A 21,875-nucleotide genomic window follows, 5' to 3' on the forward strand; every position below is an offset into this window, starting at 1 on the left:
CTGGTGTGTGGGGGGCCTTCGCCGGTGGCGGGGGCCTTTTTTGCGTTTCCGCCGCCGGGGATTCCCGAGGATTTCCGGGGGGAGGGCTCCCGGGGCTTCCGGGAGGGGTCCCGGGGGTGCGGGGGGTGCTTCTCCCGGGGGTGCGGGAGGTTCCCCGGGGAACCGGACCCGGGGTGTCGGACCCGGGGTGCGGGCGCCGGCGTTCCACAGGCATGGTGCGCAAGCGGCGGGCCGGCGAGAAAGCCCGCCCGGTGGAGGACTCCGGGCGGGCTTTCCCAAGGAGATGGCGTCATGAACGATCCAGCGGCTTACCTCCTTCCGACGCCCGCGGGGGATGCCTCAGGCTGCGGCCAGGGCCGAGTACGCCGACGCGTCCCCGGCCGGGACCGTGCTCAGCCGACCGAGGCCAGCGGCGGCCGGTCGACGAAGGTCACGTCGCTGTGCCAGCGATCGACCTTCTGGCCCCCGCTGTAGTCGAGGTCCAGGATGTGGGAGTTGCCGTTCAGCACGGGGACGGCCGGGTGGGCCGGTGTCGGCTCGCCCAGCAGCCGGGCGAAGGCCACCTGACCGTGCTCGTCGAGGTGCTCCTGGCCGCGGAAGAAGATGACTTTGTACCGGAGCAGTGCCGCGCGGATCTCCGACACGGTCTCGGCGGGTAGGTCGCCGTCGAGCCGTACACCGGTCACCTCGGCGCCCGGCTACCGGGGTGACGACCGATGACGTCATCAAATCCTTCCTTCCGTACATGTCGTACGGGGACCTTGTCAGGATCAGAGCCGGACGGAAGGACACATGGCGTCGGTCACGCGGCAGAGGTCCACGTGTCGGCGCCTCGTGAGGCGGAGAGGGTGGATCACGCCTTCAACGTAAGTCGCCGCATGCAGGATTGTCAACTAAATTAGTAGGTAATTAGTGTTTTTATTCGAGGCGTGAATGGACCCCCTTCGGCCTCGCGGCCAAGGTGATCAAGGCGGCCGGGCCGGCCAATCGCGGCCGACGTGGCGGGCATCGCTGCGGATGCGGCGCGGGGTGTAACGCTGGGAGTAGGTCGAGGCGTCGCGGCTACGGGCCGGCCCGTCGATCCAGCCGTAGCGCAGTGCCTCTTCCAGCGCTTGCTCGTAGGTGAGGCTGGTCGGCTCCGCTGTGCCCTTCTCCGCCGGCACCACCCACACCCACACCCCCATCGCCGAGCCGTTGTGCCCTTCTTCGCAGGCATCGCCCACACCTCCGTCGCCGAGCCGTGATGGCCGGCCGGCACCGCCACGCGGCGGCGTCGGTGAAGATCTTTACGACTTTTCCTGCAGTGAGGCCAAGATCTCCAGGTAGTGCGGGTTGTACATCAGGCCCAGGACATTGCCCCAGGGGTCTGTCACGGAGGCGGTGATGAAGCCGGTGCCCCGGTCACGCGGTGAGTCGTGCTCCTTCGCCCCCATCGCCACGAGCTTTTCCAAGGTCGAGGGAACGTCGTCGACGTGCCAGAAGACCACGGCGCCCGCCGGTCTTCCGATCGTGTCAGGATCGGCGGTCCTGGCCAGCTCGCTCCCGGCGTAGGAGCTGTGGACGACACCGAACTCGTGCTGGTAGTCGCCGATGCGCCACTCCATGTACGCAGGGGTGTTCATGTAGGGCGGGATCCCGAACAGCTCGGTGTACCAGCGCTTGGCCGCCTCGAAGTCGGGAGAGTAGAAGGTGACGGTGGTGAGTCCTCGCAGCATTTCCGGTTCCTCTCGCGCGGGTTATGCGACCATCCTCGCTCTTGAAGTGCTCACCAATTGAGCACTTCAAGGGCGAAGATGGAGACATGCGCGCCGACCGTCTCATAGCCGCTCTCCTGCTGCTCCAGGCGCGTGGCCGAGTGACCGCCTCCGAGCTGGCCGAGGAGCTGGAGATCTCCGTGGACACCGCCCGCCGCGACCTGGAGGCCCTGTCCGCCGCCGGAATTCCGGTCTATCCGCAGCCGGGGCGCGGCGGCGGATGGTCGCTCGTCGGTGGCGCCCGCACAGATCTCACCGGGCTGACCGCGGCCGAGTCCCAGGCCCTCTTCCTGCTCCTCGGCCCGGCCGGCTCAGCCGAGCCCGAGCTGACTTCCGCCCTGCGCAAGCTCATCCGCGCCCTGCCCGCCACGTTCCGCTCCGACGCCGAGGCCGCGGTCCGGGCCGTCGTGTCCGACTCGGCGGGTTGGGGCGAACCTGACCGTGAGCTGCCCGCCCTCGTACAGTCCCTGCAGAACGCCGTCGTGCGCAGGCTCAAGGTACGGCTGGCGTACACCGGCAAGGGCGAGCGACCGACGGAGCGCCTGGTCGATCCCCTGGGTCTGGTCGACAAGGACGGGATCTGGTATCTCGTCGCGGGCACCGAAGCCGGTCGGCGGACGTTCCGCGTCGACCGCATCGCTTCCGCGGAGGTCACGGATCTCCCCGCGGAGCGACCCGACGACTTCGACCTCTCGGTGGAGTGGGCGCGTGTGGTGGCGGAGATGGAGCAGCGGCGCTCGCTCGTCTCGGCCACGGTGCTGATCGATGCCCGGTTCCTCCCGGTGCTCCGCTCGCATTTCGGACGGCATTGTGAGGTTGTCGCGCAGGACGACGGGCGGGTCCGGGCGCGTGTGGCGGCGCACACGGCGCGGTCGATCGCCGAGCAACTGGCCGGTTGGGGGGCGACGGTCGAGGTGGTGGAGCCGGAGCCGGTGCGCGCCGAGCTGGCCAGGATCGGCCTGGAACTGACCGAACGTTACGCCAAGAGGCCGGATGTTTCCTGAGTACGCGGATCGCCGCCCCGGTGAGGTGACGATCATCCACTCTGAAACCTCGCCGCCACCGGGGCGAGCGCCTCCGGCTGATCCCACACCGGGCCACTGACCTGCGTTTTCAGGAGGGAAGCAGCCCATGGGGCCCGGTGTGCGGTCGGCGCGTGAGGTCCGGTTTACGCGGGTGTCCCCGCCCCGCGTGCGGCCGGGCGGGGGATTCCAGCGCGGCCGGGTGTGGGATTCCGGTGTGGTCAGTGGGTGAGGTCGAGGTCCTTCACACGCGGGTCCCCCTGATCCGCGACGTAGTGGTCGGGGCGGGTGGCGTCGCCACCGTCGGCGACCTTGGCGGCGCGGGCGACGACCGTGCCGAGCGCGGCCACGGCCAGGTTGACCGCCAGGGCGAGGACGCCCGCGTAGATTGTCATCGTGGTGTCCAGGCCCAGCTTCTCCAGCGGGAACGCCGATCCGGCGAAGTGCAGCTTGCCGGTGGCCGGGTTGCCGATGTTGTAGAGCAGGAGCATCCCGCTGGTCATGCCCGCGATCCAGCCGACGATCAGGCCGCCGCGGTGGAACCAGCGGGTGTAGAGACCGAGCGCCACCGCGGGGAGTGTCTGGAGGATGATGACGCCGCCGATGAGCTGCAGGTCGATGGAGAAGCCCGTGTCGAGGAACAGGATGCACAGCACCGCGCCGACCTTGACGAGCAGCGATACGATCTTGGAAACGCGGGCCTCGTCGGCGTCGCTCGCGTCCGGCTTCAGGTACTCCCGGTAGATGTTACGGGTGAACAGGTTCGCCGCCGCGATGGACATGATGGCCGCCGGGACCAGAGCTCCGATGCCGATCGCGGCGTAGGCGACGCCGGTGAACCAGTCGGGGAACATCTGGTCGAACAGTTGCGGCACGATCGTGTTGTTGTCGGGCTTGCCCTCGGTGACGATCGGTTTGACCCCGGCCGCGATGGCCATGTAGCCGAGCAGCGCGATCAGGCCGAGCAGCAGGCTGTAAGCCGGCAGCGCCGACATGTTCCGCTTGATCACGTCGCGGTTCTTGGAGGCCAGTACGCCGGTGATGCTGTGCGGGTAGAGGAACAACGCGAGCGCCGAGCCCAGGGCCAGGGTGACGTACTGCAGCTGGTTGTTCCCGTTGAGCAGGATACCGTCGCCGGGCGCGGGCGTGGCGTCGAACTTGGCCTGGGCCGCGTCGAAGATCGAGTCCCAGCCGCCGAGCTGGGCCGGGATCGCGATGATCGCGACCAGGATCACGACGTAGATCAGCGTGTCCTTGACGAACGCGATCAGCGCCGGGGCGCGCAGGCCCGACTGGTAGGTGTACGCGGCGAGGATCGCGAAGGCGATGACGATCGGCAGGTGGCCGGTCACGCCCATCGACTTCAGCACCGCCTCGATGCCGACGAGTTGGAGCGCGATGTAGGGCATCGTCGCCACGATGCCGGTGATCGCGATCAGCAGTGCCAGAGTGGGTGAGCCGAACCGGGCGCGGACGAAGTCCGCGGGGGTCACGAAGCCGTGCACGTGCGAGACCGACCAGAGGCGGATCAGCACCAGGAACACGATCGGGTACACCACGATCGTGTACGGCACCGCGAAGAAGCCCGTCGCGCCCGCGCCCCAGAGAAGGGCGGGTACGGCCACGAAGGTGTAGGCCGTGTACAGGTCGCCGCCGACGAGGAACCAGGTGATCCACGAACCGAAGCTCCGGCCGCCGAGCCCCCACTCGTCCAGACTGGCCAGGGTCTCCGGGCGCCGCCAGCGTGCGGCCACGAAGCCCATGCCGCTGACGAGCAGGAACAGCACGGTGAAGATGACGATCTCGGTCAGGTGCTGGTCCATCCGGTCACCGCCGCCGCTTGGTCATCTGGTAGACGATCGTGGTGCCGGTGACGCCGACCGCGATGAAGGCGAGCTGGAGCCAGTAGAACAGTGGGAACCCTAAAAGACGAGGTTCATCCGAATTGTAAAGAAATGGCAGCAAAGGTAGGATGATCGGTACGATGAGCAGCCAGTTCCACGGGCTGCGATCGCTCCGGTCGCCGTTTGGAGTGGTCAACGCGATCTCCTTGCGCTGGAGAGGGGATGACCGGGCAGGATCATCCCCTTCGGCTGACCGGCAGCGTAGTTTCATGAGCGTTTCATTGAGATCACCGCGCGCCGAACGGGGCGGTCGGCGCGACGAGCGGTAGGCCGGCCTGCGGTGCCGGCCTCGCCGGAGCCGTCACCAGCGCCGTCGCGTCGCGCGCCGCGACTTCGACGACGGATTCCGGCAGGTCGTCGCATTCCAGCCGTAGCGCTCTTGACGCCGCCGCCTGCGCCTCGTAAAGGGATGCGCGCCCGCTGCGGGCGCGGTGTCACACGGTCCTGTCGGCGGCGGTCTTCGGCTCGTGCCGGACGTCGTGGGGCAGCCCCAGTTCCCTGGTCCAGGCGGCGAACTCCACCAGGATCCCGTCCGGGTCCTTGAAGTAGATCGATCGTACGAACACGCCCTCCTGCATCGCCGGGGCGATGCCGAACTCGCTGTCGTCGTGGTTGAGGATCACTCCGACGTCGACGCCCTTGGCGATCAGCTTGTCCCGGTACTCCTCGATCTTGTCCGGGGCGACGTCGATGGCGATGTGATTCATCGAGCCGACGGCCGAGAGCAGTTCGCCCCGGTCGGGCAGGTCCTTGGGCGCCGAGACGCCGGGAACCCCCTCCGGGGCGTCCGGGAACCAGAAGAACGCCAGCGCGTTGCCACCCCCGCAGTCGAAGAAGAAGTGCTGACCCCAGCCCATCGGCAGCTCGATCGTCTTGATCAGCGGCATGCCCAGGACTCCGGAGTAGAAGTCGACCGTCTGTTTCATGTCCGAGCACACCAGCGCGATGTGGTTCACGCCGCGCAGCTCGAACTCTGTGTTCTCCGCCATGGTCTCCTCGTTCACCTTCGCACCTTTCCGGGTAACGAGTTACTTATCACGGGTGGGGCGGGCCGGCCTACACGGAGGGGAGACCGGACGGAGGCCCGCCCGCGTGCGCGGCCTGGATCTCCGCGCTGACCCGGTTGCCGAGCTCGGCGAGCCGCTCGCTGCGCCGGACCTCGAACGGCTGCGGATCGCGCAGGGCACGGGCGGGGGCGGGCAGCGCGGCGATGTCCGCGGCGCAGCGCTCGCGCATGGTCTCGATCGGTTCGGGCGCCGCCGGCCGCCGTCCGGCTCTCATCACGGGCTCCAGCAGCGGGCGGTGGCCGGGTGGGGAGGGCTCGTCGCGCAGGCTCACGACGTCGCCGGAGGGCCCGCGGAAGACCTGTTTGGCACCGGGGGCCGTGACCTTCCCCGCGGAGAGCTTCATCACCGGGCGCTCGCCGCAGGCGACGAGCTTGTACGCGCTGTCCAGGGAGGGGGCGTCGGCTGACACGCCCATCCTGGTGCCCACCCCGTAGGCGTCGATGGGAGCGCCCTGCCGCACCAGCTCCGCGATGGCGTACTCGTCCAGACCGCCGCTGGCGAAGATCTTCACCTCGTGCAGACCGGCGTCGTCCAGCATCCGGCGGGTCTGGCGTGAGAGTTCCGCCAGGTCTCCGGAGTCCAGCCGCACCCCGATCCGCTCGGACAGGCGCATGCGGCGGATCACGGCGATGGCCGCCCGTACCCCGCCGGGCGTGTCGTAGGTGTCGACCAGGAAGGTGCATCCGGTGGGGAAGTCGGCGGCGAACGCCGCGAAGGCGGCCTCCTCGTCGCCGAACGCCTCGATGAACGAGTGCGCCATCGTGCCGGCCACGGGAAGACCGTACCGTCTGCCCGCCTCGACGTTGCTGGTCGCCGCGAACCCCGCGATGGCCGAGGCCCGCGCGACCGCCATCGCGGCGTCGATTCCCTGGGCGCGCCGGAAGGCGAAGTCCACCAGCTGCGCCCCGCCGGCCGCGAGCACGCACCGGGCCGCCTTGGTCGCCACGGACGTCTGGAACGTCATGTGGTTGAGCAGCACGGTCTCCACGAGCTGCGCCTCGGCGATCGGGGCCGTCACCTCCAGGACGGGTTCCCCGGCGAAGACCACGCGCCCCTCGGGGACCGCCCACACGTCACCGGTGAAGCGGATGCGCTCGAACGCGTCCAGGACGTCCCGCCCGTACCGCCGGGTCCGCTCGAGGTAGTCCAGTTCGGCGCCCGTGAAGCCGAAGCCGGTCAGGAAGTCGAGGCAGTCCGCGACGCCGGCCACCACCAGGAACCCGCGGTCCGGAGGGAGCTTCCGGACGAAGAGGCTGAAGGTGGCCCGGTCCGTCATTCCGTGGCGGAGATAGCTCGCCGCCATGTTGAGCTCGTACAGATCCGTGAGCAGTCCTCCGCCCATGATGATCACCCGGGTTCCGTTCGGGGGCGCCGGAACCGGCGGGGGACCGCGGTCTCGTACCGTCGCACGATCGCGACGCCGAGGTTCGGCATGGCGGCCTCTCCTCTCGCTGCTCCTCCTCGTGTCCCGTGCCCGATCCACGCCCGCGGAACGGGGGCCCGGCCCCCGGGCGGGCGGGCCGGATCAGCCGATGGGTGTGGCGATCTCGGTGGTCATCGGGGTCCAGCGGTGGGCCAGCTTCCGGGTCAGGGAGGCCATGGTGGTGTACTCCAGGTCGGCCAGGGGCAGCCGGTGCGGTTCGAACGGGCCGTGGCGGCGGAAGTAGTCCATGATCTCGTTGGCCTGGGTGCGGGCGGTGTCGAAGGCCGGGTCGTCGAACATGTCGCGGGGGCCGATGAGTCTGCCGTCATGGATCTGGAAGCCCAGGGCGACGACGCGGGGCGGACCGTCGAAGCGCGAGGGGTGGGCCTGCCCGGCCGGCACCGGCAGGAACGGGGCGTGGTGCGAGCCGCGCATGCAGCCGGCGACCGCGTAGGGGAAGGCGAAGGGTTCCAGGGCCTCGCCGACGGCGGGCAGCCCAGCCTGGCAGCGGACGATCATCACGGGGTCGTCCTTGCCGACGTACTTGCCCGCGATCAGGGACAGGCGCTGGGTGCTGGTGGCGGCCGCGGTCTCGCCCAGGGTCCTGGAGCGGACGGTGTGGACGACGTAGCGGGCCGGGGCGCCGATGTACATGAGCATGTCGTACAGGTCGGCGGGGCAGTCGAAGATGATGCGCTTCTCCTGGTACAGGTCGTAGACCTCGAAGGCGAAGCCGGCGTGCATCTTCTCGTCGACGACCAGGCCGGCGGTGTTGAAGGGGTCGGCGAACATTTTGTACAGCGGGAAGTTCCAGGCGCCGGGCTCGGTCTTGTCGGCCAGGAAGCACACGACCGGCTCGGAGGGGCGTTCGTCGAACTCCAGTTCGGCGTAGCCGGGGCCCGTGCCGCGCAGGTTGCCGGAGAAGGCGTCCGAGAGCAGGTCCTGGCCGGCTCCGTACAGGCCGAGTTCCTTGGCGATGTGGGTGGTCGCCTGGAAGGTGTCCCAGGCGAAGGAATGGATGAGCCCGGCGTCGGCGCCGTAGGTGTGGGTCATGATGAGGGAGATGTCGTCGCCGCAGGCGGCGACCTGGCCGTCGAGGAGCAGTCCCGAGGCGATGGCCCGGTCGATCTCGCGGCGGGCCTCGGCCATCATGGCCGGGTGCACGGCGGAGTGGCCGACGAACCCCCCGGTGTCGGCCTTGACGATGCTCAACGTGATCACGGTGATCGCCTCCTCACGGCTTCTCTGTCCCCCACGCTGGTCAGGGGCTTTGCCGGGGGATAGGGCAGAAGGCCCCGGAAGCGGAGGACTTCCGTACCTGCCGACCCCGTAAGGGGCGGTCACATGCTGGAACGGCATCCTCACCCTCACCGGGGAGGCCGTGATGACGTGGGATCCCATCCAGAAGAGCGCGCGGCAGGCCGGCGGGGCCAACCTGACGGACTACGAGCGTGAGCGCCGGGAGTTCTCCTGGCCGGCGGCCCGGCGGTCGCTGCGCGGGCTGCCCGGCGGCCGGGGGCTGAACATCGCCTACGAGGCCGTGGACCGCCATCTGGACACCCCGCGGCGCGACCAGGTGGCGCTGCGATGTGTCGGCGGGGACGACACGGTGACCGAGCTGACCTACCGGGATCTGCATGTCGCCACCGACCGCTTCGCGGGCGTGCTGCGCGGGCTGGGGGTCGGCAAGGGGGAGCGGGTGTTCACGCTGCTCGGCCGGGTACCCGATCTCTACGTGACCGTCCTGGGCACGCTGAAGAACCTCGGTGTGCTGTCGCCGCTGTTCCCCGCCTTCGGACCCGAGCCGATCCGTGAGCGGCTGCGCCTGGGTGACGGGCGGGTGCTGGTGACCACCCCGGAGCTCTACGCGCGGAAGATCGCCGCGATCCGGGAGACCCTGCCCGGTCTGAAACATGTGCTGGTCACCGGGGAAGGCCCCGCCCCGCAGGGCACCGTGCCGCTGGGCGAGCTGATGGCCGGGGCCCCGGCCGGGTTCGAGATTCCGCCCACCGACCCCGAGGACATGGCACTGCTGCACTTCACCAGCGGGACCACCGGCAGGCCCAAGGGCGCGGTGCACGTGCACGAGGCCGTGCTCGCCCACCGCGTCACCGCGGCCTACGCCCTGGACCTGCGGCCTTCGGACGTCTTCTGGTGCACCGCCGACCCCGGCTGGGTCACCGGGATGTCGTACGGGGTCATCGCGCCGCTCAGCCTCGGGCTCACCCTCGTGGCCGACGCGGGCGAGTTCGACGCGCGGCGCTGGTACCGCGTGCTGCGGGACCAGCGGGTGAGCGTCTGGTACACCTCGCCCACGGCGCTGCGCATGCTCATGCACCACGGCGGCGCCCTCGCCCGCGAGTACGACCTGTCCGGGCTGCGGTTCGTCGCCAGCGTGGGGGAGCCGCTCAACCCCGAGGCGGCCGTCTGGGGCCTGCGCGCGCTCGGCCTGCCGGTCCACGACAACTGGTGGCAGACGGAGACGGGCGCCATCATGATCGGCAATTTCGCCGCCCTGGACATCAAGCCGGGCTCCATGGGCCGTCCGTTGCCCGGGATCGAGGCGGCCCTGCTGGAGCGCGGGGAGAACGGCCGGGCCCGGGTCGCCGACGGGCGCGTGCGGGTCGTCGAGGAGCCGGACGTCGAGGGGGAGCTCGCGCTGCGTCCCGGCTGGCCGTCGATGTTCCGCGGTTACCTGAACGAGCCGGAACTGTACGCCAAGGCGTTCGCCGGGGGCTGGTACCTGTCCGGCGACGTCGCGCGCAGGGACGAGGACGGGTACTTCTGGTTCGTCGCCCGCGCCGACGACGTCATCAAGTCCGCCGGTCACCTCATCGGGCCGTTCGAGGTCGAGAGCGCCCTGATGGAACATCCCGCCGTCGCCGAGGCCGGGGTGATCGGCAAGCCCGACCCGGTGGCGGGCGAGCTGGTGAAGGCGTTCGTCACGCTCAACCCCGGCTTCGAGCCCGGCGAGAGGCTCCGCCTGGAGCTCATCGCCTTCGGCCGGCGGAGGCTGGGCGCGGTGGCCCCCAAGGAGATCGCGTTCGACCAGGACCTTCCGCACACGCGCAGCGGCAAGGTCATGCGCCGCCTTCTCAAGGCCCGGGAACTCGGCCTGCCCGAAGGCGACCTCTCGACCTTGGAGAGCCCGGCCCGCGCGGTCCCCGGCCGCTGAGCGCCGGCCCTCGGCACCCTCGCGTTCCTCGCGGTGACCGCGACCGGACTGCCGGCCGGGATCGCGCTTCGCCCGGCCGGCGTGGGCGCCGCCGCCGGCCCGTCGGCGTGACCGGGGTCAGTGGCTCCGTTTGAGCATCGCGTCGGCGAGCGCGTCGGCGGCCTCACCCAGTCGCCGGCCCACCGCGTTGAGGCGCGACAGCAACTCGCGGCGGCGCAGGGTGTCCATCTCCAGCGGTCCGGCGAACAGCTCGGCGAGCCGGGCCTGGTACAGCTGGCGGACCCGGCTGCAGGCCTTGCGCGTGGCCAGCACCGCCACGGTGACCGAACCCGGGTCGTCGATCATCTTCAGGACGGCTTTCTCCAGCTCGTCGAGGCCGTCGATCACCGCCTGCAGCGGTTCGACCGCGAAGGCGAGGTCCTCCGGCCCGAACAGGTCGGTCTCGCGCACGTGGTCGCGCAGGTGGTCCAGCACGTCGTCGACCGAGCGGGAGAGCCGGAACAGGTCTTCGCGGTCGATGGGGGTCACCAGCACCCACCGCAGGAGGCGCACGAGCTCCGCGCGCGCCGCGTCGCCCTCGTGCTCCACCTCCGCCATCTGGGCGCGCGCGGCCGACCGCTCGACGGTGCCGGACGCGGTCGAGCGGGCCAGCACGGCTCCCGCCCGCGCGAGCGCGATCTGGCCGCGGACCAGATCGACGACCCGCCGTCCCGACCGGCCGCGCAGGTCGTCCCAGGCCCGCGCGAACCGCCGGGCCCGGCCGTCGGCGCCGCTCAAAGCAGCCTCAGCGCGAGCCCGGCGAGGCCGCCCAGCGCCATCGATGACGGCAGCGTCACCAGCCATGCCGTGCCCACGTTCACCACGCCCTGCCACCGCACCCTTCTGGCCCCCTCGCTCGCCGCCACGCCCACGACCCCGGCCGTGATGGACTGGGTCATGCTCACCGGGCTCCCCAGGGCGGAGCTGCCCAGGACGGCACCGGTCGCCGCCGTCTCGGCCGAGACGACGTGCAGCGGCCGGGTGATGACCAGGCCGCGGCCCAGCCGCTCCCCGACGCGCGTCAGGCTCGTCAGGGCTCCGGCGAGGAAGAGCATCGCGAGGACGGCCATCCACGCCGGCGGGACCTCGACGGGGCCGACCCCGCCCGGCCCGCTGCGGGCCACGGCGACCGCGACGCTCACCACCGCGATCATCTTCTGGCCGTCGTTCGCCGCGTAGGCCACGCACTGGGCCGCGTAGGCCAGCAGGTGGGCGGCGCGTACGAGCCTGGGCATCCGGCGGTAGGACGGCACCCGGCGTGACACGGTCCCGAGCAGGTACCCCAGGAGCAGGCCGGCCAGGGGCGCGCCGACCCCGACGCCCAGGACGGCGGCCAGGCCCGACCACGACACCGGGAGCCCGGCGCCGAGCCCCGCGCCGGTGATGCCGCCGATCACCGCGAGCGTCAGGCTGGTCGGCAGCCCCCTGCCGGTCAGGACCGCGACCACGGTCACCGCGATCACCACTCCCGCCAGGAACGCCGCCGAGCCGCCGCTCGTCCCGAGACCCACCAGCCGCTCGGTGAAGGTGCGCGCGACCGCGATCCCCACCACGTACGGCCCGGCGAAGAGCGCCGCCCCGAGAAGCGCGGCGATCACCCACCCCGGTACGTGCGGGAACCTGAGCCCGAGTCCGATGAGCGTGGCCCCGTCGTTGGCCCCGCTGATCAGTACGAAGAGGACCGCCGCCGTGGCGAACGCCGGCGTCCACCACTCCGTCACGGGTTGGACCGCTGGTCACGTCCAGCTTCATCGCGGGCGGTGCGGGCGGTGCGGGCGCGGGACAGGCCGGCGGTCCCGGCCACGGGCACGTCCCACCAGGTGGTGGTCTCGGGACCGGGTACGGGCCGGCCGGCTCGCGCCGATCGCGCCGGCCGGCCGCGGCGTCCCCTCAGGCGGTGACCTCGCCGGCAGGCCGGGTCCGTGCCGGGGACGACCAGCTGCTCATCGGTGAGAGCGGAGAGGGAGACAGGGTGGAACGCGCCGATACGGCCGAGGCTCGGTAAGCCCACACGCATGAAGACTCCTTGTCCGGAGACCTTCAGTTTTAAATGAATAACAAGTGAACAGTCAAGACTTTGTCAGGACATAAAGATGATCTATCATTATGACCCGAGATGTCATGATTTGTAGGATTGGTCAGCTTTTCGCGGGGGTGACTCCGGGGGAGCGGTGGGACGGGAGCCCGGCGGCCGGCCTTAGAATTCCCTGGCACGGGCGGCGGCCTTCGGATCCCGCCCGCCGATCGGAGCGGCATGGACGGAGGGGCAGCGAGCATGCGCCGTCCCGCGCGCATCCAGGACGTGGCCGCGGCCGCCGGGGTGTCGGTCACGACGGTCTCGAACGTGCTGAACCGGCCGGAACGGGTCAACGCCCGGACGGTCGAGCGGGTCCGGTCCATCATCGCGGACCTCGACTACGTGCCGCATCCGGGGGCCGTCGGCCTGCGGGCCGCCCACGCCAGGTCGATCGGCCTGGTCCTGCCGGACATCGCGAACTCCTTCTACGCGCGCATCGCCAAGGGCGCCGCGGACGCCGCCTACCGCCAGGGGTACGCGCTGTCCCTCTGCCACAGCGACGACGACCCCACGCGCGAGCAGGGGTACCTGTCGATGCTCGTCGAGCAGCGGACGAGCGGGGTGGTCGTCGCGCCGCTGAGCGCCGACCCCGGGCGGCTGGAGCGGTTGCGGAGGCGCGGCGTGCCGCTGGTCCTGGCCGACCGGGCCAGGCCCACCGAGGAGGGCTGCTCGGTCTCCGTCGACGACGTCGCCGGGGGCGCGCTCGCGGTCCGGCACCTGCTGGAGGGCGGCGCCCGGTCCGTTCTCGTGGTGAACGGGGCGCGGGGGATCCGCCAGTGCGCCGACCGCTACCAGGGCGCCCGCCAGGCGGCCCGGCGCCTCCGCGGCGTCACCCTGGAGCAGGTCGTCACCGAGCGGATGACCGTCGAGTGCGGGGCGGAGGCCGTCCGGCGCCTGGAGGCGCTTCCCGACGCGGTCTTCTGCACCAACGACTTCCTCGCCGCAGGCGTCTGCCGGGGCCTGGCCGAACGCGGTGCGGACGTTCCGGGAGACGTCCGGGTCGTGGGGTACGGCGACCTGGACGTGGCCGGCTTCGCGGCCCTCACCACGGTCCGCCAGCCGGTGGAGGAACTCGGAGCCGCGGCGATCGAGCTCCTGCTCGACGAGGTCGAGGCCGGCGCCGACCACGCCCACGAGGCCCGTGTCTTCGCGCCCGGCCTCGTCGTCCGCGAGACCGCCTGACGTCCGTTCGCGGGAGCGGCCCGGGGTGGCCGCCCCGATCGAGACTCCGCGTGACCGTGTGGTGACGACGGGAAATGCTGTGCAAAACGTTTCACATCAGGCGATCGAAACCGTGACGCCAGGCTTGAGTGCAGTTCAGAGCTGATGTTCACGGCTCCGGGCGTCGACTGGGGCGATGGTCGAGGCCGACCTCGGCGAGCGTTCGATCACTTTGCGTGCATGTTTGACTTCACATAGTTTGATATATCGTGATATTTGCACCTTAATGCCCTTGTAAAACGTTTCACAAAGCCTTATCGTCGCACCAGCCGGACCTGCGTACCCCGCGGAACCGTCGCCACCCACCGCCCCATCCCTCCCGCACGAAAGGGAACCGCGACGATGACCCCTTCGACCCCCACCGGCCACCGCACCCCGGTCCTGGACCTGCTCACCCCCGTCACGCGCCGCAAGACGCGCATCGGCCTGGTGGCCGGGGGCCTCGGCACGTACTGGCCGCAGTTCCCCGGACTGCTGCCCCAGCTCCAGGAGAGCACGCGGTACGTCTCCGAACGGTTCCGGGAGATGGACGCGGAGGTCACCGACGTCGGCTTCATCTCGGACGCCCAGGAGGGCGCGGTCGCGGCCGAAAGACTCCGGCAGGCCGACTGCGACCTCATCGTGCTCTTCCTGACGACCTACCTGACGTCCTCGATGGTCCTGCCGATCGCGCAGCGCTCCCACACGCCGGTCCTGGTCATCGACCTGCAGCCGACGGAGAAGATGGACCACGCGTCCTTCGACACCGGCGCGTGGCTCGCCTACTGCGGCCAGTGCCCCGTCCCCGAGGTCGGCAACGTGTTCCGGCGGGCGGGGATCCCCTTCCGGTCGGTCTCGGGGTGGCTGCGCCAGGAGTCGGCGTGGGAGCGGATCGGCCGGTGGATCCGGGCCGCGCACGTCCGCGCCGCGCTCCGCCACGCCCGGCACGGTCTCATGGGCCACCTCTACCCGGGCATGCTCGACGTCTCCACCGACCTGACCCTGCTGCCCGCCGTGTTCGGCTCGCACGTGGAGGTCCTGGAGTTCGACGACCTGCGCCACCGCGTCGAGAAGGTCACCGAGGCCGAGACCCGCGCCCGCATGGACCTGGCCCGCGAGATCTTCACCCTGGACGGCACCGTCGTCGAGGAGGACTTCGCCTGGGGCGCGACGGTGTCGGTCGCCCTGGACCGCCTCGTCGAGGACTTCGGGCTCGACACCCTGGCCTACTACCATCGTGGCCTGGACGGCGAGCAGCACGAGCGGCTCGGCGCCGGCATGATCCTCGGCGCGTCCCTGCTCACCGCGCGTGGCGTCCCCGCGACGGGCGAGTACGAGCTGCGCACGACCGTCGCCCAGCTCGCCTCCCAGAGCATCGGCGCGGGCGGCTCCTTCACCGAGATCCAGGCGCTCGACTTCGAGGCCGGCGTCGTCGAGATGGGCCACGACGGCCCGGCCCACCTGGCCGTCAGCGCCCGCGACCCGCTCCTGCGCGGCCTGGGCGTCTACCACGGCAAGCGCGGCTGGGGTGTCAGCGTCGAGTTCGACGTCAGGCACGGCCCCGTCACCCTCCTCGGTCTCGGCCAGGACGCCGATGGCACCCTCTCCTTCATCGCCTCCGAGGGCACCGTCGTCCCGGGCCCCCTCCTGGAGATCGGCAACACCACCAGCCGCGTCGACTTCGGCCGCGACCCGGGCGAGTGGGTCGACGCCTGGAGCGCCACCGGCGTCGGCCACCACTGGTCCCTGTCCGTCGGCCACCACGCCGCCGACTACCGCGCCGCCGCCGACCTCCTGGGCATCCCCTACCGCCAGGTCTGACCCCGCCCGTCCCGGCCTCGCCTGAGCTGCCCCGGGTCCGGTGAACTCCTTCCCGCCGGCCGCGCACGTGGCCGGCGGGAAGGAGAACGACCGTTGACGGCGGCACCACGGAAGTACCCTCCGGAGCCCCGAGACCGGGTTGTGCGCCTCCCCGCCCCCGCCGGATCATCCGTCCGCAACGACCGTCATCACGGAGAGTCGCTTCGGGGCTCATCGCGCCGGACCGGGCGGGGCCGGCAGGAGCTGAAAGCGGCGGCGTACCCCTCGGACTTCTTCCCCGGGTGGTACGGGGTGAGCGACATTCCCTTTTTCGGGGATATCCCTATTTCGGGGGTGCCGGGGGCGATGGTGCCGCCGTAGCGTGTGGCCACCGCCGAGAGGAGCGCCGTCGTGAACCTGACCGGCAACGCCGAAGCCTATCTCAGGGCCCGTGACCTGCTGCTCGATCCGGGCGGCGACCACGCGGACGCGGTCGGGCGGTTCGCCTGGCCGGAATTCCGGGGCCCCTTCAACTGGGCCGTCGACTGGTTCGACGCCGTCGCCCGCGACGACGACCGTACGGCGCTGTGGCTGGTGGAGGAGGACGGCGCGGAGGCCCGCCACTCCTTCGCGGAGATGGCGCGGCGCTCGGACCGGGTCGCGGCGTTCCTGTCCGGCCGGGGCGTCGGGCGGGGCGACCGGGTCATGCTCATGTTGAACAACCAGGTCGAGCTCTGGGAGTCGATGCTGGCGGTGATGAAGCTGGGCGCGGTGATCATGCCGACGACCACCGCCCTGGGGCCCGCGGACCTGACCGACCGCGTCACCCGGGGCGGCGCCCGCCACGTGATCGCCAACGTCGCCGACACCGGCAAGTTCGACGGCGTGGCCGGGGACTACGGGCGGATCTGCGTGGGCGGGGACGCGGCGGGCTGGGCGTCCTACCGCGAGGCGTACGGGATCGACGCGCCCCCGGCGGCGCATCCGGGCACCCTGCCCGGCGACCCGCTGCTGCTGTACTTCACCTCGGGCACCACGAGCAAGCCCAAACTCGTCGAGCACACGCAGGTCTCCTACCCGGTGGGGCACCTGACGACGGCGTACTGGATCGGGCTGCGGCCCGGCGACGTCCACCTGAACATCAGCTCCCCGGGATGGGCCAAGCACGCCTGGAGCTGCTTCTTCGCGCCCTGGATCGCCCAGGCCACGATCTTCGTCTGCAACTACCGGCGGTTCGATCCGGCCGCGCTGCTGGAGCGGATCCGCCACGCGGGGGTGACCACGTTCTGCGCGCCGCCGACGGTGTGGCGGATGCTGATCAAGGCGGACCTGTCGGGCGGCCCCGGCCGGCTGCGGGAGGTGGTGTCGGCGGGCGAGCCGCTCAACCCCGAGGTGATCGAGCAGGTCCGGCGCCACTGGGGCCTGACGCTGCGTGACGGCTTCGGCCAGACGGAGACCACGCTCTCGGTCGGCAACGTGCCGGGGCTGCCGGTCAAGCCCGGCTCGATGGGCCTGCCCATGCCCGGGGTGCCGGTTGTCCTGGTCGACCCCGTCACCGGCGAGCCGGCCGACGAGGGGGAGATCTGCATCGACCTGAGCCGCCGTCCGATCTCGCTGATGGCCGGCTACCGGGGCGACGAGAGACGCCACGCGGAGGCGATGGCCGGTGGCTACTACCACACCGGGGATGTGGCCGCCCGCGACGCCGACGGCTACATCTTCTACGTCGGGCGCACCGACGACGTGTTCAAGGCCTCGGACTACAAGATCTCGCCGTTCGAGCTGGAGAGCGTGCTGATCGAGCATCCCGCGGTGGCGGAGGCCGCGGTGGTGCCCGCACCGGACGAGCTGCGGCTGGCGGTGCCGAAGGCCTACGTCACACTGGCCGCGGGCTGGGAACCGGACGAGAGGACCGCGCTGGCGATCCTGCGCCATTCGCGGGAGCGGCTCGCGCCGTTCCAGCGGGTGCGGCGGCTGGAGTTCGCCGCGCTGCCGAAGACGGTGTCGGGCAAGATACGCCGGGTCGAGCTCCGGGGCCGCGAGGATCGGGCCGCGTCCGAGGGGACGGCCCTGCCGGAGTGGCGCGAGGAGCAGTTCCCCGAACTGCGCTCCTGACGATGCGGGCCGGTGGCCGCGCGGGCCGCGCCCCCGGCGTGGCCCGGTCCGGGCGCGGATGCTCGGCCGTCCTAGTAATTTATTAGGACGTCCTAGTAAATTGGTGGACAGCTTCTCCGTGGCCGTAGGAGGTCTCTGGTGCACGTTCCCGCCCATCCGGTCCGCGTCGTCACGGCGGCGGCCCTGTTCGACGGCCATGACGCGGCCATCAACATCATGCGGCGGATCCTGCAGTCGCAGGGCGCCGAGGTGATCCACCTCGGCCACAACCGGTCCGTCGACGAGATCGTCACCGCGGCGATCCAGGAGGACGTCCAGGGCGTGGCGGTCAGCTCCTACCAGGGCGGTCACGTGGAGTTCTTCACCTACCTGGTGGACCTGCTGCGCGAACGCGGCGCCGGGCACGTCCGGGTCTACGGCGGGGGCGGCGGGGTCATCGTCGCCGAGGAGATCGACCGGCTGCACGCCCACGGCGTCGCCGGGATCTTCTCCCCGGAGGACGGGCAGCGGCTCGGCCTGGCCGGAATGATCAACAAGGTCATCGAGGCGTGTGACGTGGATCTGGCCGCCGGTGAACCGCCCGCGGTGGCCGGAGTGGTCGCGGGCGACCAGCGGACGCTGGCGCGGGCGATCACGATCCTGGAGGCTGGCACGGCGCCGGCCGGGTGGCTGGGCGAGGTCCGGGAGGCCGCGGCCGCGCGCCGGGTGCCGGTGCTGGGCGTCACCGGCACCGGCGGGTCGGGCAAGTCCTCGCTCACCGACGAGCTGCTGCGCCGCATCCGGATCGACTTCGAGGACAAACTGCGGGTCGCGGTGATCGCGGTCGACCCGACCCGGCGCCGGGGCGGCGGGGCGCTGCTGGGCGACCGGATCCGGATGAACAGCCTGACCGGGGGCGAGGTCTACTTCCGCTCCCTGGCCACGCGCGGCGCCCAGGAACTGCCCGCCCACCTGGACGACGTGATCGCCGCGTGCAAGGCGGCCGGCCACGACCTGGTGATCGTGGAGACCCCGGGCATCGGGCAGGGGGACGCGGCGATCGTGCCGTTCGCGGACGTGTCGCTGTACGTGATGACGCCCGAGTTCGGGGCCGCGTCCCAGCTGGAGAAGATCGACATGCTCGACTTCGCGGACGTCGTGGCGATCAACAAGTACGAGCGCCGCGGCGCGGAGGACGCGCTGCGGGACGTGCGCCGCCAGCTGGTGCGCAACCGGGAGGCGTTCGGCGTGCCGCCGGAGGAGATGCCGGTGTACGGCACCATCGCCTCGCGCTTCAACGACGACGGGGTGACCGCGCTCTACCAGCGGCTGCGGGCCCTGCTCCGCGAGCACGGGCTGCCGGCCGCGCCGGGCGTCCTGCCGGAGGTCACGGGGACCACCTCGACGGTCGCCGCCGGCGTCGTGCCGCCGTCCCGGACCCGCTACCTGGCCGAGATCGCCGAGACCGTCCGCGGCTACCACGCCCGCACCGCCCACCAGGCCGAGGCGGCGCGCAGGCGGCAGCGCCTGGCCGCGGCCCGGGAACTGGTGGCCGCCGAGGGCGCGGACACCACCGTCCTGGACGGGCTCACCGCGCGGGCGGAGGCCGAACTCGACGCGGACAGCCGGGAGCTCCTGGCGGACTGGCCCGCCACGGCGGACGCCTACCGGGCCGACGAACTGGTGGTGAAGGTCCGCGACCGGGAGATCCGCACTCCGCTGTGGCGGGAGACACTGTCGGGCAACCGGATCCCGCGGGTCGCGCTGCCACGCTTCGCCGACCACGGCGACCTGCTGCGCTTCCTGCGCTCGGAGAACCTGCCGGGCCGTTTCCCGTTCACCGCGGGGGTGTTCCCCTTCAAGCGGGAGGACGAGGACCCCACCCGGATGTTCGCCGGGGAGGGCGACGCCTTCCGCACCAACCGGCGCTTCAAGCTGCTGTCGGAGGGGCAGCCGGCGACCCGGCTGTCGACGGCGTTCGACTCGGTGACCCTGTACGGGCACGACCCCGACCCGCGCCCGGACATCTACGGCAAGGTCGGCACCTCGGGCGTCTCGATCGCGACGCTGGACGACATGAAGGCGCTGTACGACGGGTTCGACCTGTCGGCGCCCAGCACCTCGGTGTCGATGACGATCAACGGGCCGGCGCCGACGATCCTGGCCTTCTTCCTCAACGCCGCGATCGACCAGGCGACCGACCGGTTCCGCGCCGAGCACGGGCGCGAGCCGTCCGGGACCGAGGCCGCGGACCTGCGCGCCCGGACACTGTCCACCGTGCGCGGCACCGTGCAGGCCGATATCCTCAAGGAGGACCAGGGGCAGAACACCTGCATCTTCTCCACCGAGTTCTCCCTGCGGATGATGGCCGACATCCAGGAGTGGTTCATCGTCAACCAGGTGCGCAACTTCTACTCGGTCTCGATCTCCGGCTACCACATCGCCGAGGCCGGGGCGAACCCGATCAGCCAGCTCGCCTTCACGCTGGCCAACGGGTTCACCTACGTGGAGGCCTACCTGGCGCGCGGCATGAAGATCGACGACTTCGCGCCGAACCTGTCGTTCTTCTTCTCCAACGGCATGGACCCGGAGTACTCGGTGCTGGGCCGGGTGGCCCGCCGGATCTGGGCGGTGGCGATGCGCGAACGGTACGGTGCCGGCGAGCGGGCGCAGAAGCTGAAGTACCACATCCAGACCTCCGGCCGGTCGTTGCACGCCCAGGAGATGGATTTCAACGACATCCGCACCACCCTGCAGGCGCTGATCGCGATCTACGACAACTGCAACAGCCTGCACACCAACGCCTTCGACGAGGCGGTGACCACCCCGTCGGCCGACTCGGTGCGCCGGGCCATGGCCATCCAGCTGATCATCAACCGGGAGTGGGGCCTGGCCAAGAACGACAACCCGCTGCAGGGCGCGTTCGTCGTCGACGAGCTCACCGACCTGGTCGAGGAGGCGGTGCTGAGGGAGTTCGAGCGCATCTCCGACCGCGGCGGGGTGCTGGGCGCGATGGAGACCGGCTACCAGCGCGGCAAGATCCAGGACGAGTCGATGCTGTACGAGACGCGTAAGCACGACGGCTCGCTGCCGATCATCGGCGTCAACACCTTCCGCAACCCCCGCGGCGCCGAACCCGGGCACCGCAAGCTTGAGCTGGCCCGCGGGACCGAGGAGGAGAAGCAGTCCCAGCTGCGCCGGCTGGGCGAGTTCCACCGGGCGCACGCCGACCGGGCTCCCGCGGCGCTGGCGCGGCTGCGCCGGGCGGCGATGTCGGACGAGAACGCCTTCGAGGCGCTGATGGACGCCGCCCGGGTGTGCTCACTCGGCCAGATCACCGACGCCCTGTTCGAGATCGGCGGCCAGTACCGCCGCAACGTCTGAGCCGCGGGATCCGCGCGGGCGTGTGGACGGCGGTACGGGGCGGGCGACCGGAGGGACGCGGGCGTGACCGGAGGGACACGGGCGTGAGCGAGAGGAGTGAGGGCGTGCGGGACGACACCGGGACGGGCGTGCGCGTCCCGGCGGCCGTGCGCCGGGTCGTCTCGCTCGTCCCGTCCCTCACCGAGACCGTCGCGGCGACCGCGCCCGGACTGCTCGTGGGGGCCACCGACTGGTGCACGCACCCCGCCGGCCTCGACGTGACCAGGGTCCGCGGCACCAAGAACCCGGACCTGGAGCGGATCAGGGCCCTGCACCCCGACGTCGTGCTGGCCAACTTCGAGGAGAACCGCGCCCCCGACATCGAGGCGCTGCGGGCGGCCGGTCTCCCGGTGTGGGTGACGGTGATCCGCACCGTCGACGAGGCGCTGGCCTCGCTGCACCGCGTCCTCACCGAGGCCTGCCGGCTGCCCCGTCCCGCCTGGCTCGACGAGGCCGCGTCGGCCTGGCGGCGGGTCGCCCCGGACCGGCGGCGCCGGGCGGTCGTCCCGGTGTGGCGGCGGCCCTGGATGGTCGTCGGCCGCGACACCTTCACCGGTGACGTGCTGTCCAGGCTCGGTGTGGACAACCTCTACGCCGGCCACCCGGAGCGCTACCCGAAGATCCCGATCGACCGCCTGGTCGCGGCCGGGCCCGACCTCGTGGTGCTGCCCGACGAGCCGTACCGCTTCACCGCCGACGACGGACCCGAGTCCTTCCCCGGCGTCGAGGCCGCGCTGGTCAGCGGACGCCACCTGACCTGGTACGGCCCCTCGCTCGTCGAGGCTCCCGCCGTACTGTCGGAGCAGCTGGGCCGGGCGGCCGGGTAACCCCCGGGGGGCGGCGGGCCGCGAGGAGACAGCCGAGGGCCGCCGTGCCGGGATCGCCCGGCGACGGCGG

The 21,875-nt window shown here is 71.3% G+C and carries 19 protein-coding genes; 7 read left to right on the forward strand and 12 right to left on the reverse strand.

Going from position 1 to position 21,875, the window contains the following annotated elements; translation table 11 throughout:
* Nucleotides 1-392: 392 nt before the first annotated feature.
* From ABD841_RS35155 to ABD841_RS35165, 4 genes are all read right to left on the reverse strand, one after another.
* Entirely contained in the window at nt 393-686 is a 294-nt protein-coding gene (locus ABD841_RS35155; RefSeq protein WP_344980817.1) for a TauD/TfdA dioxygenase family protein, read from the reverse strand.
* A gap of 84 nt (nt 687-770) precedes the next feature.
* A complete protein-coding gene (locus ABD841_RS40985) occupies nt 771-857 on the reverse strand; it encodes a putative leader peptide (RefSeq protein WP_425582095.1) in 87 nt (28 codons plus the stop codon).
* Nucleotides 858-965: 108 nt separating this feature from the next.
* Nucleotides 966-1,223 carry a YdeI/OmpD-associated family protein gene (locus ABD841_RS35160; RefSeq protein WP_344980819.1) on the reverse strand — a complete coding sequence of 86 codons (258 nt, stop codon included), beginning with the start codon at nt 1,221-1,223 and terminating at the stop codon, nt 966-968.
* A gap of 63 nt (nt 1,224-1,286) precedes the next feature.
* A complete protein-coding gene (locus ABD841_RS35165; protein WP_344980820.1) occupies nt 1,287-1,715 on the reverse strand; it encodes a VOC family protein in 429 nt (142 codons plus the stop codon).
* Nucleotides 1,716-1,801: 86 nt separating this feature from the next.
* On the opposite strand from ABD841_RS35165, the gene ABD841_RS35170 reads away from it, so the two are divergent.
* Complete coding sequence (locus tag ABD841_RS35170) at nt 1,802-2,758, forward strand: helix-turn-helix transcriptional regulator (RefSeq protein WP_344980822.1); 957 nt, start codon at nt 1,802-1,804, stop codon at nt 2,756-2,758.
* Nucleotides 2,759-2,997: 239 nt separating this feature from the next.
* Here ABD841_RS35170 and mctP read toward each other — a convergent pair whose 3' ends face one another.
* From mctP to fbp, 5 genes are all read right to left on the reverse strand, one after another.
* The gene (mctP, locus tag ABD841_RS35175; RefSeq protein WP_344980823.1) at nt 2,998-4,599 is read right to left on the reverse strand and encodes a monocarboxylate uptake permease MctP; all 1,602 of its coding nucleotides are present in this window, start codon (nt 4,597-4,599) and stop codon (nt 2,998-3,000) included.
* A gap of 4 nt (nt 4,600-4,603) precedes the next feature.
* Nucleotides 4,604-4,816, reverse strand: coding sequence for a DUF3311 domain-containing protein (locus ABD841_RS35180; RefSeq protein WP_344980825.1), 213 nt, complete (start codon nt 4,814-4,816; stop codon nt 4,604-4,606).
* A 298-nt stretch (nt 4,817-5,114) separates the two neighbouring features.
* Entirely contained in the window at nt 5,115-5,684 is a 570-nt protein-coding gene (locus ABD841_RS35185; protein WP_344980827.1) for a VOC family protein, read from the reverse strand.
* Nucleotides 5,685-5,736: 52 nt separating this feature from the next.
* Nucleotides 5,737-7,089, reverse strand: coding sequence for a nicotinate phosphoribosyltransferase (locus ABD841_RS35190; protein ID WP_344980864.1), 1,353 nt, complete (start codon nt 7,087-7,089; stop codon nt 5,737-5,739).
* Between the two features lie 183 nt (nt 7,090-7,272).
* A complete protein-coding gene (gene fbp, locus ABD841_RS35195) occupies nt 7,273-8,391 on the reverse strand; it encodes a fructose-1,6-bisphosphate aldolase/phosphatase (protein ID WP_344980829.1) in 1,119 nt (372 codons plus the stop codon).
* Between the two features lie 163 nt (nt 8,392-8,554).
* Between fbp and acsA the strand changes: the two genes are divergently transcribed.
* The gene (acsA, locus tag ABD841_RS35200) at nt 8,555-10,345 is read left to right on the forward strand and encodes an acetate--CoA ligase (protein ID WP_344980831.1); all 1,791 of its coding nucleotides are present in this window, start codon (nt 8,555-8,557) and stop codon (nt 10,343-10,345) included.
* A 117-nt stretch (nt 10,346-10,462) separates the two neighbouring features.
* Here the strand turns inward: acsA and ABD841_RS35205 are convergent, their stop codons facing one another.
* The 3 genes from ABD841_RS35205 to ABD841_RS35215 are packed head-to-tail and all read right to left on the reverse strand — an operon-like array spanning nt 10,463 to nt 12,401.
* Nucleotides 10,463-11,122, reverse strand: coding sequence for a DUF47 domain-containing protein (locus ABD841_RS35205; RefSeq protein WP_344980833.1), 660 nt, complete (start codon nt 11,120-11,122; stop codon nt 10,463-10,465).
* Nucleotides 11,119-12,105: an inorganic phosphate transporter gene (locus ABD841_RS35210; protein ID WP_344980835.1), complete on the reverse strand. Its 987-nt coding sequence runs from the start codon at nt 12,103-12,105 to the stop codon at nt 11,119-11,121. Before ABD841_RS35210 ends, ABD841_RS35205 begins: the two co-directional genes overlap by 4 nt.
* Entirely contained in the window at nt 12,102-12,401 is a 300-nt protein-coding gene (locus ABD841_RS35215) for a hypothetical protein (RefSeq protein WP_344980836.1), read from the reverse strand. The genes ABD841_RS35210 and ABD841_RS35215 overlap by 4 nt, the downstream gene beginning before the upstream one ends.
* 258 nt (nt 12,402-12,659) lie before the next feature.
* Here ABD841_RS35215 and ABD841_RS35220 point away from each other — a divergent pair, with 258 nt between their 5' ends.
* From ABD841_RS35220 to ABD841_RS35240, 5 genes are all read left to right on the forward strand, one after another.
* Entirely contained in the window at nt 12,660-13,643 is a 984-nt protein-coding gene (locus ABD841_RS35220) for a LacI family DNA-binding transcriptional regulator (protein ID WP_344980838.1), read from the forward strand.
* A 381-nt stretch (nt 13,644-14,024) separates the two neighbouring features.
* Nucleotides 14,025-15,482 carry an L-fucose/L-arabinose isomerase family protein gene (locus ABD841_RS35225; protein ID WP_344980840.1) on the forward strand — a complete coding sequence of 486 codons (1,458 nt, stop codon included), beginning with the start codon at nt 14,025-14,027 and terminating at the stop codon, nt 15,480-15,482.
* 396 nt (nt 15,483-15,878) lie between these two features.
* Nucleotides 15,879-17,576 carry an AMP-binding protein gene (locus ABD841_RS35230; RefSeq protein WP_425582096.1) on the forward strand — a complete coding sequence of 566 codons (1,698 nt, stop codon included), beginning with the start codon at nt 15,879-15,881 and terminating at the stop codon, nt 17,574-17,576.
* A 138-nt stretch (nt 17,577-17,714) separates the two neighbouring features.
* Nucleotides 17,715-20,939, forward strand: a complete 3,225-nt coding sequence (icmF, locus tag ABD841_RS35235; protein ID WP_344980843.1) for a fused isobutyryl-CoA mutase/GTPase IcmF — start codon at nt 17,715-17,717, stop codon at nt 20,937-20,939.
* Nucleotides 20,940-21,043: 104 nt separating this feature from the next.
* On the forward strand, nt 21,044-21,805 hold the full coding sequence (locus ABD841_RS35240; protein ID WP_344980865.1) for a helical backbone metal receptor: 762 nt from the start codon (nt 21,044-21,046) through the stop codon (nt 21,803-21,805).
* The last annotated feature ends 70 nt before the right edge of the window (nt 21,806-21,875 follow it).

The organism is Streptosporangium fragile (assembly GCF_039534445.1).
Lineage (GTDB): Bacteria > Actinomycetota > Actinomycetes > Streptosporangiales > Streptosporangiaceae > Streptosporangium > Streptosporangium fragile.

Bases quoted from the DNA above. Each gene is read 5' to 3' on its own strand.
- mctP (WP_344980823.1), bottom strand. From the start codon at position 4,599: ATGGACCAGCACCTGACCGAGATCGTCATCTTCACCGTGCTGTTCCTG.
- ABD841_RS35225 (WP_344980840.1), top strand. From the start codon at position 14,025: ATGACCCCTTCGACCCCCACCGGCCACCGCACCCCGGTCCTGGACCTG.
- acsA (WP_344980831.1), top strand. From the start codon at position 8,555: ATGACGTGGGATCCCATCCAGAAGAGCGCGCGGCAGGCCGGCGGGGCC.
- ABD841_RS35215 (WP_344980836.1), bottom strand. From the start codon at position 12,401: ATGCGTGTGGGCTTACCGAGCCTCGGCCGTATCGGCGCGTTCCACCCT.
- ABD841_RS35220 (WP_344980838.1), top strand. From the start codon at position 12,660: ATGCGCCGTCCCGCGCGCATCCAGGACGTGGCCGCGGCCGCCGGGGTG.
- ABD841_RS35165 (WP_344980820.1), bottom strand. From the start codon at position 1,715: ATGCTGCGAGGACTCACCACCGTCACCTTCTACTCTCCCGACTTCGAG.
- ABD841_RS35170 (WP_344980822.1), top strand. From the start codon at position 1,802: ATGCGCGCCGACCGTCTCATAGCCGCTCTCCTGCTGCTCCAGGCGCGT.
- ABD841_RS35190 (WP_344980864.1), bottom strand. From the start codon at position 7,089: ATGGGCGGAGGACTGCTCACGGATCTGTACGAGCTCAACATGGCGGCG.